The following is a 13,977-nucleotide window of genomic DNA, read 5'->3' on the forward strand; positions in this document are numbered from 1 at the left end:
CGCAACTAATGGTCGAGCAGCAGGTAAGCAACCTTGTCGGCCGACCTGAACGTACGACAGCGGCAGGCGGTCCCGATGCTCAGCACCAGAGCGAGTTCCACGGCCAGTAACGATATTCTAGATCGGCTTTTAAAAAAGTATGTGTTTGCCCGTCCTCTCAGAGCAAAGCTCTGGAGGAACGAAACATTGGTGCTTGTCGTGGCCTCCGCTACCTTCGTCGGACGTTTGAACGCAGGTTATTGCGATCACCTCGAATAAATGACGTGGTTGAACAAAGGAGGTCCGAATGTTGATCGAGTATCTATCGCGCGACGCCTGCCCAACGGAAAAGCCTAGCGAATTTGGCACGAAAAAGAGATTGTTTAGAGAAGACTTCGAAGCGAGGATTGCATGAAAGCGATCACGTATCGATGTGCAATTCTCACGTTAACGTTCGGCATCCTTCTAACCGCATTTGAATCGAACGCTACGACAGTCTCCGGTTCTCTCGACGACACGGAAATTCTTTTCGTAGCAAAAAGGGCCCAAGGCGCTTCTTTTTTTCTCGCGACCGAGGGAGTGGTCCGCGCTACCGGCCAAGGATCGATTTCCATTGAGAACCAATTCGATTTGCCGATCGAACTGGTGCGATCAGATAGCGCAGGAGGCGCGTGGTTCACCTATGGCGGATTAAGTCTGCACCACCTCAATCTGGACGGGCGAGTCACTTCGACTCCTCTACAGTCCGTCCCGATCGAAAACCCAATTGTAATGGTCGTGCCATCGGGCGAAAGCGTATTCGCAATACAACTGTGCGGGGAAATAACCCGAATCGACCAAACCGGACAAGTGAAAAAGAATACGACTGAAAAGCGAGAGACTTGCGATCGAGTTGTAACGGCGGCCACTCAAATTGGCACGAAAATGTGGCTCGCGTTCAATGATGGAAGCATCACTTCATGGGACGCAGTTACGCGCGTCACATTTAGAGGAACTCTGAATGCCGATCCCGAGGATTTGGTGCTCATGATCGCCTCAACGAACGAACAAGAGGTGCTCGTTGCCAGTCAGAGCGGTATGCTATTCGCAGGAAGCGAGGTCGGAAACGAAATCAAGTTCGAAAGGGTCCCGATACCCGCAGAAATGGGGAACGTGTCCGCCATTTTCGCCCTCGGGAAGCAGTTCCTGATCGGCTTCAGCACAGGAGCTATCGGGTTTCTTGATCAGGCAGTATTGCATGTGGCGATAAAGGCTTCGGAAGCGTTGCATTCCGATCGCGACGGCACGACATTTCGAATGGACCCTCTTCGCTCAGATTCGCCATATGCGATCTTGGCGACCTCGCGTGGTGACATTTACAAAATCGTTGATCGAAAGATCCAGAAGGTCGGTAATGCTCAATCACCGATCGCGGACATCGTCAGCAATCAAGGCGGCGAGACCTGGGTGATCTGCCGCGACCAGTTGTACAAGGTCTTTGGCAACGAAGTCTTCGAGATATCCGAGTTCTCTAATCTGTCGGATCCCGTTACACGGATTTTCGAAGTCAAAGACGGGATATGGTTGAGCCGGTTCTACGGAGGGGCATCGTTTTATCCGCATCCTGCGTCTACTGTTTCTCTCAGCGACCGAAAGATCGCAGATGGGAAGTTTGGTGTCAGCGTAAACGCGGCGAACTCTTCGGCGGGAGCATTGATTGCAGCATTTGTCACTCTGTCCGAAAGTGGAAATCAACACACGATCCGCGGATCTATTGCCGGCACGGCTGTCAGTTTCGATATACCAACTGACATGCGGCGCCCGCAAGTACTGGACGTACACGCTTTCGCATCATCTGGTCAGTCCGTTCAGTGGAAGGAAAGTTCTTCATTGCCCATCCAGTTAGTAGCCAGTACCACTTTCACCGAGCACGTTGCCCAGGTGGCGAAGCTGTCGGGCGCCGCTCTGGCGATTTTCGAAGCCATTTTGTTGGCCTACCTATTTGCTCGCTACAAATCTTCTGCCGTCGCGCAGGCTGTAGTCTGGCGCAATCCCACGCTACGCAAGATTCTCACGCTTGGAATTTTGGATGCTATGTTGAATTTCCGGAGCGTAGCGGAATTTCTGGTGACGCCCGTTGCTAAAAGGTTTAAATCGCAGGCACCCACTGAACCCTTCTACTTCGACGGGGTAAAGGCCGTCGAATTTAGAAACGATAAGTCCTGGTCAAGCCCTGAAACATTGGTGAACCTTCTTTCTGATCCTTTCGGCCGGGTCTTACTAACCGGAACATCAGGCTCAGGGAAAAGCGCTTACGTCAGGTACCTAGTCCAAAGAACCCAATCGCCAGCAATCCTAATCGGTGCAAAAAAATGCGAAGAAGGCGTACTGCAGGGAGTCTATGCGAGGCTCCCCGAAGAGGCGTCAGATTTTAAGATAATCGAACGAGCACTGGCGGTTGGCGCACTTGGAATTATCATCGACGGCTACAACGAATCAAGCTTAACAGCACGAACGCGCATCGTGGATTTCTGCCTCAGGTACCCAACCGCAAATATCATTCTAACGTCGCAGCCTAGCTTGCTGCCGGATTTACCTGAGTACCGCCGCCTGCAAATCATTTCGCTAGATAAGGAGATGGCCCAAGCTTACCTCAGCGAAGCGTTTAAATACGAGCAGGGTGATGGCCCTAATCCAGATGTCATTTCCGAAGCCGTTGTCAGATTGCTTGGAAACTCGGAGTCTGGTGACGGACTAACTCCGTTCGAACTCGACCTTGTAAGACAGTTACTTAAGCAAGGGGTATTCGTCAGCAAAAGCCATATTATCAAGCAATGGACAGAGACAATATCAGTCCGCTATAGAGAATTGTTTTTCGGCGAGTTTCCGCTCACGAAAATTGGAAAGATCGCGTTTAACGAACGTAAGATCAATAGTTCGCGTTTCATAGCAAATGACTTTCCTCCAGACGAAATCGAGTATTTTCGTAATGAACGATTGATCTTGACGGGCGGCATTGCTGACCAGGTTTATGCGTTCAGGCATGAGCGGTTACAGGATTGGTTCATAGCCAAGTACTTGAGGGCGCAACCAGACATCTGGGGTGATGCGGCGACTTTCCCGGTCATGGCGCAGGCTTTTAGCTTTTTGGCGGAATTTGTGTCGACTGAGGGTCGGACGCGGATCATTCATATAGCCGCAGAGGTCGGAGCTCTGAGCGGCGACCATACGATTGTCGATGCAGTAATGAAGCACATCGACCAGCGCGAGTCCCAATATGCTTAGCCAAACCGTCGTTGCGCGAATCTCGACCGCACTTATGTTTGTTGCTACCTCAATTGCTTCGCTACAGGCGTGGGCCGGCGGGGAAGTCGATCCTCAAAACGCAAATTACGTATATTCCATGAACCTGTCCCGACTCTCGTCGGACCTGAATCTTTCCTTAACCTACAATTCACGATCATTGATCAGTACCGCCTTCGGCTTCGGATGGTGCAGTGGGCTTGGAACAACGCTTACTCCACGGCCGGAAGGGCTTGTTCTAAATGTGTGCGGCGGAGGAAAAGAAATAACTTTCGTCTCTCCCACACATAAGGAAAAGTATGCCCTATTCCTGCAACGCCATGAGACACAGTTCAAAGAGAAAATTCCGAATTATGGATCGGTGAACGAAAATAAAGATATGCAAATTGCGGATTTTTTCTTGAATCAGTCATCCGTTGGTTGGTATGACGAGTTCGATATTGACTCGTACAAAGGAACTGCAAGTGCTCGGTTGAACAAGCTAAGAAGCGGCGTCGTGACCCAGGTTGACTCCTCTACCTACAGATTCGATCGTCTCGGAAGATTAACCAGGCAACGTGGAACTAATTCTCGCAATGACATGTTTCAGTGATTTCTTGGATTTAAAATTATCGGTTTTCGGAGTGGAGGTGGTGCAGGCTTATTGAAGATACGACAAAATCACTTCGGCCTAATTACAGCTGTATTCGACGCTGGATCGAAGGTTGATTTTTCTTATTCGTCTGATAGCTCCCCAGCGAGCCAAAATATGCTCTCGACGGTGAGAATGGGACAACGCTTCTATCAGTTCAGTTACGATAACCTATTCAATATGATCGATCAGCGTGGAAATGAGGCGCCAGTGGAGACTGTGCAATACGACAAAGAAAAGGATTGGGCAATGCGCCGGACCGTTGTCGGTGACTGCGACTACGTTTATAAATACGGTTTCGTGTCCAATTACCATTACTCATCAAAGGTGATTGAGACTTGCAAGGGCAGCTCCGCTCGCACATACACGTACGTTTTCGATTTTGCGGAGCCCTCACAGCCTGGCGGTGCGAACGTGACTACCGCTCAATACGGAAGCCGAATTATCTCCTATGATTCAGGAACGAGATTGTTACAGCATTTTTCTGACGGGCCCATCGATGAAAACCGCATACTTGTCCCTGTGTTCGGGAAATACATAGCATTATCTCGGGGCGGAGTGGTTGAGAATTCGATTGATAATCGATGCGGACGATTGACCCACACGACGACTTTAAATTATTTAACTATCCAATACAATAACGAATGCGATCCGCTTCGGGCGAAATGGCGTAACCATGGAAGTTACAGATTCGATTACGATAGGAATCACGCCCTTTCGGGCGTCACTGACATTGATTCTCAAAAGCGCTATTCCATTATTCGCAGCACCGGCGGGAAGATCGATGCGGTCGAACTGATCGGTGTCTGGCGAGAAAATATCGGTGAGCGATCGCGCGCAGCGACGTTGCGCTCACTTTCAAACTCGAAGTTAGAAGATTTAGCTGAGATTTTGAGAACGGTCGGGCTCGACGATGTGGCAGACGTTATTTCGATCGAATCAGACGATCCGTTTGCGGCGTGGTGCCGTTGCGGCCTGCCTTTGTTTCCTCCTCGGACTTTACATTAAAAGGTTACGGGAAGTTTCACAGCATTTCGCAAAGCCGCTGGTTGCCACTGTTTGCCTCAAATGTCGTTTCTAATGAAATGGCCAATTTTGAAAAAAATGTTCGGAGAACTTAAATGCGAACGGTGATGTGCTTGTTTTTGCTCTTTCCATTTGTCGGTGTGAAGGCGCAGGTGAACAACGAGTGGGTGAGCTTCGCGGACGCCAGCCCGGAAAATGGTGATCAAAGTTCGACTGGAAAGAGATGCGTCTTTCGGTTTATAAAGGAAAGGACAATAACACTCGGTAGCCATAGGGACAGCGATCATACGAGCGTAGGAACCTTCACGGTGATTGGACATTATCGGTGGATAGTTCGCGATGTGCCGACGTGTTCACTAAAAGTAGCAGTCACTGACAATAAATATGACATCGTTCGGGTTTGGGACATGTTTCGCGTTGATGGATCTCCGCATAGTTATAATTTGAAATTTAAGAGTTGTGATGGATCGGTTGAGTGCGACGGAAAAACGATGGATAAGACGAATTTTAATTTTATGTTCCAAGTAAGCAACACAACGGGGCGGGTATTAGGCGATCAGTACTTAGAAAGATTGCATTTCAAACCATCAAATTTGAATAAAAAAGAGACTTACGGAATCGTTAAGAAATTCGTCGATAATATGAAATCAATAAATTTAGATCAGGACGACTCGGGCCTGGCTGCTGTCGTATCACCGCTAGCGTACCCACAAACGACACAAGTGGCCAGGCAGTATCTTCGCTTGCGTACTGCAATTGTGCAAAGCTACGAAATAAAAGAGGCATTTCTTATATCTGACCAGGAAGATGTAGGAAATCGTTCGCCAATTGTACATGCCCTTTTGCGAGAGAAATCCAAGACGGGATACGGGGGGGCAGTAACGATCGAATTGATCCTTGCGGATGAAAGTTGGAAGCTTCTTTCCATTTGGCTTGAGTAAAGTAAGGGCTCCGCGACTATCGGCGACGTATAGCGACGCGAAGCGCCAGATTGTCGAAAGGAGTTCATCCTGTGGGCGTTCTATGGCGGAGATGCACCCGGTGAGGAAGTCATTGGAATCACTGTTAGACCGGCGTATCAATATCTCGAAGGTCGACTCGGCCTAGACAACTGCGGCTGCACCTTCCTGCCGGTCACCGTGAATGAAGCCAGTGAAACTGGCGCGGCCCAATAGGCTGGATCTACGTCTGCGGCACAGGCACCCGGCACGTCGGGCACCGGCCAGTCCTATGTACTTCGTGACCACGCCCTTAGATATGCCCAGTGACGCGGCGATCCGATCGTGCGAGAAACCGCCGTCGAATTTAAGTCGTAAAACGTCCTTTATCATCCGCATGTTCATCCGGTGCGCCAGGTGCGCCGGCATGCTGTCTCCGGCCAAAGCCGGCGAGCATAGCCCACGTGGTTGATGTCATGCGCAACGCCAATCCAGCCCTTCGGTCCGCTCGGTCACGTTTCCGAAGTGACCGGTCACGTTGCCGAAATCGCCGGTCACGATCCCGAAACGTAACCGTCCGACCCTGACCGTGTAGACGCTTGATGAAGGCGACGCCATGCTTTCCGGGGCGCAAATGTGACTGTGTCCACAAAGGGCTGCACCCGGTACCCGGCGCCAATGACTAAATTACTCTGAAGCTGCCTTCAAAGATCAGCAGCGCGACTGGCTGCATTGGTCGATTTTTGCCACTCGCGGCGGGCGGACGTGGTCAGGTGTTACGTCAAATGACGCTGTAGGTGGATGTCTGCTTACTAAACGGCATCTGAACTGTCTATGGAGAGCTTACAATCAAGCTCCGCTACATGTTGAAAGCAGGCGGCTGGTTGGACCCGGTGCCATGTCTCAGGAGGACCGCTTCCTCGTCTGGCTGGAGCCGCACTAGCTCCTTCGAGTCGATCCAGAGCTTGAGCGCAGCCTGTTCATCGTAGGACGCCTTTGATGATCGCGTCGTAAGCAACCGCCGATCGTTCGACTGGATATACGCGCCGGAGCTGTTTGCGTAACCTGGATCCATGGCCACTTTAGCCAGGCCCGCTCCCGAAAACTCCTTGCTGCCGATGGTGACGCCGAGCTTTCGCATTAACCAAACAGCAAATGCTGAATTGCTCAGCCACCGAACCGGTTTGGGCATAGACTACAGTCTGCGACGGTGGACAGCGCTCACCCGATACCTCGATGATCCGCAGCTTCCTGTTGACAACAACTTGTGCGAAAACCAAATAAGGCCCATTGCAGTGGGCAGAGGGAATTGGCTCTTCGCGGGCTCAGCTCGCGCCGGTCGGCGCCAGGCTGCAGTGATGAGTCTTATCCAGTCAGCGAAGCTTAATGGACACGATCCCTATGCCTATCTGAAAGACATCCTGACGCGGCTCCCTACGCAGCCCGCCAGTCGGCTCGATGAGCTGTTACCGCACCTCTGGCAGCCTCAGCTTCAACAGTAGGCTGACATCGGCTCCCGAACCCCTGAGATTGCCGAGCGCTTACGCTGCAAGGTCTCCACGGTCATATGGACTGGAAGCAGACCAGTGGACGAACGAGCGACTTCGAGTGGCAATCGAGCGACGTTGCGGCAAACTTTATTCTTGCAACCACGTCTGGAAAGTGGCGACGGACGTCGGTTTGGCGCACCTGCTGAGTAAAGCGCAAAAGTAATTTTCCGGATGGCGCAAAGCGGCCAGCAAGCGACATCTATCGTCGATAAAACTGTGCCGTCCATGCGGCCGTTTCGCTTGGGATTCAGCCATTGCGCGAAGGTCTTGTCGTAGAGTGGCCGGCATTTCCATCGCTTAATCTAAATTCGACTATCATTCAGAACGCGGTTCTCGGAAAAACCCTCTATCTGTTGCGCAAATCAAGGATCTACGGGAGGCACTGTGACTGATCGTCATTTGGTTGCCATCGGCTCGGAAGATTTGATTCGTCAGATTACCGAAACGAACTTTGGAGAGGGCATTCGGGTCGGCATCCCGCGGCCGGCCGATGGGCTCGTCGACGCCGTCGATGCACCGCTCGGCCCTGAAGAGATTCGTCTGACGCTCGAGATGATCAGTCTCGCGATCTCGACCGCGACGTCCGCAGTCGTTCTCCTGCAGAAAATCAAGAACTTGCTGGCGACGCGGCCCGTCGCAAACAACCCGCCCTTGTGCATCGTGATTAAGGATGCGCGCTCTGGGCAGACACTGGTCATGGTCGACGCCGAGACCAACGCCGAAACGGAGGCCGCAAACCTCACGGATGATCGGTCGTGATTCCTTTGCTGCAGTTCGATCCAGCTTCGATGACACTGTGGTACGACGCGCATCTCATTGGTCTCTCGCGGGGGCATCGGGAGATCAATCTGGCGCTCGAGCACGCGATTGTGGGCGACGATCGGCGGCTACGCCATGTCATCGATTGCATTGACGATTCCTGGGTGCAGACGCGCGCTGCCAACATCGCTAGTGCAGTGTGGCACGAGAAGCGGCATTTTCTCGATTTCGTGCTGACCAACTATGGCGCACTGCGCACTCGCACACTCTTTGAGGTCTATGCCAACCTTACGGGCGTCCTGACCCATCACGGCAAGGAGCAACGCCTGATCGTGCCACTGGATATGAATCTCGACGACCTCGCGCGCGAAGCGCTGAAAGTCGACAAGCCCAGCGACGAAGTGCTCGAAGTCGCAAAGGCGGTTGCCCGTCGCAAACAGATGATTCAGGACGATCGGCGTCCAGTTCATTCGCCTCTCGGTTTGTTCGAGGTTGGCGGTGAAGCCTTGATGGAGGCAGTCGCCTATCATGTGCAGACATGCAAGACGCATCGCGTGCTCGGCCAAGCGATGTGTGGCCGCGTTCAAGCCGACCAGGCCGGCGCGGAAGTGACCAAGGCCAAGTACAACTGGCTATACGAAGTGATGATTCGTGCCGGTCTCCTTCGGGTGGATGGGGAAAATGACGGATTTTTGGAAATTCGCGGCGAGCCGTTTCTACCGCTATGTTACGCCGCGCTGGCAGGTCGCTTTTGGAAACAACAACAGACATCCGGGAAAGAGGTGTCCTCCTACTTGCCCGGCGAACGCTTTGCGAGCCTTGCCTTCGCGATTCGCAAGTGGCATCCAAAGTATTGCGATGCGACCGTAAGCGAAGCATGGCGGATCGTCAACGACGTCTGCACCCAAATATTTGGCCGAAGTGTAATTGAAGAGACGCAAAGCGACTTTGAGCACGAAGAGCGCTATATCGGCGCGATCACCAATGGGTTTCCCGACACGCACTTGTCCGCCGCAGTGACGGACCTTCACGAATTGCGCGGCCGCTGGATCAAAGTGCTGAAAGAAGAACCGGAGGCAATCCTTGATCAGGCGGTGTGGTGCGACGAGACCGTGAATCGATGCCAGCCGTGGATCGTCGTCGCCGCCTCGGCAGGAGAGATAGGGAAGCCGCCGGACGGTTATGAACTCTTGTCGGGATTCGCGGAGCCCGACTGCGACTTCGCCAAAACGCCAGAAGCGCGATGGTGGTGGGCTGCAATGAATTTCCGTTGGCCAGAAGCTGAAAATAGCGACGCATTTGCACTGCGCAAGCGCGAGGCATGGATGTACATAGCCTCGCAATACGCTCCGCTGGGTAAGCTGCTTTACGCGGGTAATAAGATTCGGGTGATGTTGGGCCCCGAATTGTTCGCGGCGCGAATCCGATATGAGCGCAGCACCGGCGTGAAACTCGTGATCTATCCGCCGTTTTGCCATCCTGGTCACACACACGATGCAGCGTTTTGGTATTACATCACCGGCAATGACACTTTCCGCTGCGAGCTGTCCAGTGAGACCGTGCGAAAGCCCGAGGGCTTCATGCTGGACCCGTGGGAACTTCGGCTCCGGCCGGGGCTGTGGCACACGCTCCTTGGCAGCGTGGCCGACCAAAACAAGATGATGTACACGATCAAACGAGATTGGATGCCCTGGCTATTGAGCGAAGAATTTAGCGACTATTTCCGCTCTTTCTGTACTGATGACGCAGCGCTATATCGCGCGCTATATCCCGAGGCAGATCGCAACGCCTAAGCCACCGCCGACTTCGCCCGCCTGAGAAAGTCTCGCACCGTAAGCGTGTTACGTTCATAGAGTTGCCAGGCGTCGATGTCCGCTTCTCGCTCACCCAGAACGGCAACGAGGACGTGGCCGATCGATTGCACGCAGAGCGCCACATCCGTGGACGTCCCCCCCTTGCGGCACGGGCGTGCACCCAGTAGCTCAAACCAGTCATGCAGGAAGGGATCGCGGCGATGCTGCAAGAACCTCCGATTCCTCAACAATTGAGTCGTCAGCTCCGTGACTGCAGAGTGAATCGGTGTTTCCATTTTCGTCCGCTTTGCCGTTTCCCTTTGCAGCCACGACGTCGCAAACCGTACCTCGAATCGCTCGCTCGGCGATGCATCATCCATGTGGTTCAACCGGAATGGCAACTCGATTACCCAGTCCGCATCGTTCAGCATCTTGATGATCGCCGCGTCGATCGAATCGCCGTTGAGCCTGCCCTCCGCAGGCCCTGAAAGCAGCAAGTAGTCGATCATCTTGAGAACGATGTCTTCAATCTGATCCGGGCTTCTCGTCGGTTGAAGGGGTGGTGGATATTTGGCTCGCGGTGTCAAAGGTAAACAGGCGCATTTGGTCTCCCGGTTAAGCAGGCGAAGCGAGAGCTGTCCAGATGATACCGCGAGCGGGTGGCCGCAGTGACGTAGCAGTTGCGCCGACAGCACGGCGCATTCGGCAGCGGCCTCGATTTCGTCGTGCAGTTCCAGCCATTCCGCGAGACTGCGCCATCTTTTGCCTGCGCTCTCGAATTCTTCCAGTTGCGCCCCGGCGCGATCGCGACGCCGCCCAGCAATCATCGGCTCAAGGGCGTCGACCACCAGATGCAGTGTCAAGCTGTTGGCATTTTCCGGGTCAAGTTCGGGGAGGTTCAGACGGACCCAGTCGAACCCTTCGCGACCGCCGTTACGCCAGTTTATAAACGTTTTTGCCAGCGCGATCGCAAAGCTCAGATCGGAAACCCGTTCGCCGCATTGAGCTGCCGCGGTGAAAAAGTCCAAACTCTGCTGCCCGGAAATCGCAACGATCTTGTCGTGCCGCCCAAGGGCGGCGTGATCGCCGGCAAATGAATTGAAGATAAGATTCAGTGCAGGTAACGCCGCAAGAATCATCTCGTTTTCTAGTCCGAGATAGGAGCGAGGACTGTTCATGTCGGCCTCATCAAGCTGGCGGAATGGAGATGACGTAACTCTCGGTGGCACCTGCAACGCGTCTGAACCATTATGTCACGCTCCATGTGCGTTGCGATGGAGGATGGCGCAGTTGTAGGGGCTTCGTGCGTATTCCGGTGAAGGTGATCAGCGATTCCAATTGAAGGTGATCGCTGTTTCCGGACGATGGTGATCACGCGTTTCGGATGATGGTGATCACTTTCGGGCGTTTCCGAAACGTGATCACGTTACCGGAATGGGTGATCACCGTCCCGGAACGGGTGATCACGAGACCGGAACCGGTGATCACAGGACCGAAACGACGAGCTTATTTTGGCTTGGCGATGGTGTTGCGCATGTTCTCAACGATGGGCAGTAGCCTGTTTCCTTTTTTTGGAAACCAAGGCAATGCCAGCACACCGCACGAGCATGCGTAAATTGAAGGAAGTCCTACGACTAAAGTGGGCGTGCGGTCTCTCACACCGCCAGATCAGCCGTGCGGTTGGCATCGGTGTCGGTGCAATATCCGAGCACGCCGCGCTGGCGATTGCCGCTGGGCTGGACTGGCCAAGCATTGAGCCTCTCCGATGATGAGATTGCGCAGCGCCTCCTGCCGAAGGCGTCGGCAGGTGAACTTGCGACCGGCTCCAAACGTATTCCTGACTTCACGTTGATACACCGTGAGTTGCGGCGCAAGGGCGTGACGCTGCAGCTACCTTGGGAGTGGATCGATCAACGAATGATCGCAACGCTGGCCGGCTGTGACTGGGTTCGTCACACCCAGAACCTCATCCTGACCGGACCTACGGGAGCCGGCAAGACCTGGATTGCGTGTGCATTCGGACAGCAGGCGTGCCGGCAAGGCTTCTCCGTGTTCTATGTACGCGTTGGACGCTTGTTCGAAGAGTTAAAGATCGCCGTAACCGTCCGGCCACGACCGTTCTTGACAGCGTGTTGATAGCGAATTGTTGGACGGCAGCGCGTTGAGTTCAGGCGACGTCGTGGTGAAGCCGATCGGCAACGACCCATGGCAACAGCTCGTCGACGCGATTGACGGGATGCTCGGCGATGCGAGCGATGACGTGGCGCAGGTAGGCCTCGGGATCAAGGCCATTCAGTTTGGCGGTACCGACCAGGGTGTAGATTGCGGCCCCGCGTTCGCCGCCGCTGTCGGAACCGAAGTGCAGAAAGTTTTTCCTGCCGAGAGCGACGGCACGTAAAGCGCGTTCGGCTGCGTTGTTGTCGATTTCCACGGCGCCATCCTCGACGTACAGCGTGAGCGCCGCCCATTGATTCAGCGCGTAGTTGATGGCTTTGGCGGTATCGCCTTTCTGCGACACCGAACCCAATGTCGAGCGCAGCCAGATCTCGAACGCATCGAGTAGCGGACGCGCCTGCTCCTGCCTGACACGTCTTCGTTCGTCTGGTGGCTTGCCGCGAATCGTGGCTTCGATTGCGTACAGTTCGCCGATCCGGCGCAACGCTTCAGTGTTGACCTCGTTCCTGCGCGCGACGAACAGATCGTGGAATTTACGGCGCGCGTGCGCCATGCATGCAGCCTCGCGCACATCACCACCTTCATAGACCGCGTTGTACCCCGCGAACGCGTCGGCCTGCAACGTTCCCCTGAAGTCCTTCAGATGGCCCTGTGGATATTCACCAGCCCTTGTGGGACTGTATGCGAACCAGACCGCCGGCGCCTCCTTCGAGCCGGCTGGCCGGTCATCCCGAACGTATGTCCAGAGACGTGCGGTACGGGTCTTGCCGTTCCCGGGCTCAAGCACAGGTACGGGCGTGTCATCCGCGTGGATCTTCGAGGCGGCCATTACGTACCGGCGAACGACCTCTACCAGTGGCCGGAGCAACGCACTGCACTGGCCGACCCAGTCCGCGAGTGTCGAACGGCTGAGCTGCACGCCGTCGCGCGCGTAAATCACTGACTGTCGATACAGGGGGAGATGGTCACAGAATTTGGCGACCAGAACATGCGCGAGCAACCCCGGACCCGGCATGCCGCGATCGATTGGCCGGCTGGGCGCAGCCCCCTGCACGATGCAGTCGCAACAGGTACAGGCCTTCTTGAGTCGGCGGTGACGAATCACTCGCCAATGCCCCGGCACGTAGTCGAGTTGCTCGGAGACGTCCTCGCCGAGCTCGCCAAGCGCACTGCCGCATTGCGGACAGCACGCGTCGTCGGGCTGATGAACAACGTCTTCGCGCGGCAGATGTTCCGGAAGTGGCTTGCGTCCCGTCGGCTTGCCGGTTTCTGGGCGAGGCCTTGTCGGTGCGTCGACCGTCGCCGCACCATCGTCGGCCTGCAGATCTTCGAGACGCAATTCCAGTTGTTCGATCTGGCGATCAATCTTCTCCGACTTGCGCCCGAACTGCATGCGCTGGAGTTTCGCGATCCACAGCTTCAGGTGCTCGATCTCGATCGCCCGGTCGGAGAGTGTCTTCCGGAGCGCCGTTACAGTGTCGCGCAGATCCGTGAGTTCGCCTTCGTGCTCACGTAACGCCGCCTCACGCGCGATCAAGAGAGCCTTCAAGGCCTCGATATCGTCCGGAAGCGTAGCGTCGCTGGATGCCATGCAGGCAGTTTACGCGCGTGCATGGCGCTATGGCCGCGTTGTAACATACGTTTACAAAGCGCTGCAGGGGCGCGCTGCATCAACTGGCTGTCGCCAGTCGAATCCTTCGAGCAGAAGGCCGAGTTGAGCGCTGGTCAGCGAAACAACACCGCCGTCAGCACGAGGCCACGCAAAGCGCCCACGCTCCAGGCGTTTGGCGAACAGACATAGGCCACCGTCGCGCCAGTACAGGCACTTGATGAGGTCGCCGCGT

At 54.6% G+C, this 13,977-nt stretch carries 10 protein-coding genes and 3 pseudogenes; 10 read left to right on the forward strand and 3 right to left on the reverse strand.

Translation table 11 applies throughout. From position 1 onward, the window contains the following. Window positions 1-390: 390 nt before the first annotated feature. The 7 genes and pseudogenes from AC3D25_RS31015 (at window position 391) to AC3D25_RS31045 (ending at window position 9,958) form a co-directional block, all read left to right on the forward strand. Complete coding sequence (locus AC3D25_RS31015) at window positions 391-3,243, forward strand: hypothetical protein (RefSeq protein ID WP_488892350.1); 2,853 nt, start codon at window positions 391-393, stop codon at window positions 3,241-3,243. Next, window positions 3,236-3,853: a hypothetical protein gene (locus tag AC3D25_RS31020; RefSeq protein WP_488892351.1), complete on the forward strand. Its 618-nt coding sequence runs from the start codon at window positions 3,236-3,238 to the stop codon at window positions 3,851-3,853. Before AC3D25_RS31015 ends, AC3D25_RS31020 begins: the two co-directional genes overlap by 8 nt. Window positions 3,854-4,027: 174 nt before the next feature. Next, window positions 4,028-4,900, forward strand: a complete 873-nt coding sequence (locus tag AC3D25_RS31025) for a hypothetical protein (protein WP_488892352.1) — start codon at window positions 4,028-4,030, stop codon at window positions 4,898-4,900. A gap of 113 nt (window positions 4,901-5,013) precedes the next feature. Beyond that, on the forward strand, window positions 5,014-5,859 hold the full coding sequence (locus tag AC3D25_RS31030) for a hypothetical protein (protein ID WP_488892353.1): 846 nt from the start codon (window positions 5,014-5,016) through the stop codon (window positions 5,857-5,859). Window positions 5,860-7,025: 1,166 nt separating this feature from the next. After that, a pseudogene (locus AC3D25_RS31035) lies at window positions 7,026-7,358 on the forward strand (transposase domain-containing protein); the annotation flags it as partial. A gap of 432 nt (window positions 7,359-7,790) precedes the next feature. Beyond that, the gene (locus AC3D25_RS31040; protein WP_488892354.1) at window positions 7,791-8,165 is read left to right on the forward strand and encodes a hypothetical protein; all 375 of its coding nucleotides are present in this window, start codon (window positions 7,791-7,793) and stop codon (window positions 8,163-8,165) included. Then, complete coding sequence (locus AC3D25_RS31045; RefSeq protein WP_488892355.1) at window positions 8,162-9,958, forward strand: hypothetical protein; 1,797 nt, start codon at window positions 8,162-8,164, stop codon at window positions 9,956-9,958. Before AC3D25_RS31040 ends, AC3D25_RS31045 begins: the two co-directional genes overlap by 4 nt. Here the strand turns inward: AC3D25_RS31045 and AC3D25_RS31050 are convergent. Further along, on the reverse strand, window positions 9,955-11,136 hold the full coding sequence (locus AC3D25_RS31050) for a hypothetical protein (protein WP_488892356.1): 1,182 nt from the start codon (window positions 11,134-11,136) through the stop codon (window positions 9,955-9,957). The genes AC3D25_RS31045 and AC3D25_RS31050 overlap by 4 nt on opposite strands. A gap of 206 nt (window positions 11,137-11,342) precedes the next feature. Here AC3D25_RS31050 and AC3D25_RS31055 point away from each other — a divergent pair, with 206 nt between their 5' ends. From AC3D25_RS31055 to AC3D25_RS31065, 3 genes and pseudogenes are all read left to right on the forward strand, one after another. After that, window positions 11,343-11,573, forward strand: coding sequence for a hypothetical protein (locus AC3D25_RS31055; protein WP_488892357.1), 231 nt, complete (start codon window positions 11,343-11,345; stop codon window positions 11,571-11,573). Continuing rightward, window positions 11,545-11,860 (forward strand): annotated as a pseudogene (locus AC3D25_RS31060) (IS21 family transposase); the annotation flags it as partial. The gene AC3D25_RS31055 and the pseudogene AC3D25_RS31060, both read left to right, overlap by 29 nt. 3 nt (window positions 11,861-11,863) lie before the next feature. After that, window positions 11,864-12,055: pseudogene (locus AC3D25_RS31065) on the forward strand (ATP-binding protein); the annotation flags it as partial. A 70-nt stretch (window positions 12,056-12,125) separates the two neighbouring features. Here the strand turns inward: AC3D25_RS31065 and tnpC are convergent. Continuing rightward, window positions 12,126-13,724 carry an IS66 family transposase gene (gene tnpC, locus AC3D25_RS31070; protein WP_488889782.1) on the reverse strand — a complete coding sequence of 533 codons (1,599 nt, stop codon included), beginning with the start codon at window positions 13,722-13,724 and terminating at the stop codon, window positions 12,126-12,128. Window positions 13,725-13,775: 51 nt separating this feature from the next. Further along, window positions 13,776-13,977, reverse strand: a 202-nt coding sequence (tnpB, locus tag AC3D25_RS31075) for an IS66 family insertion sequence element accessory protein TnpB (protein ID WP_488892358.1), incomplete at its 5' end; no start/stop codon positions are given.

It is taken from the genome of Caballeronia sp. SL1002, assembly GCF_057814995.1.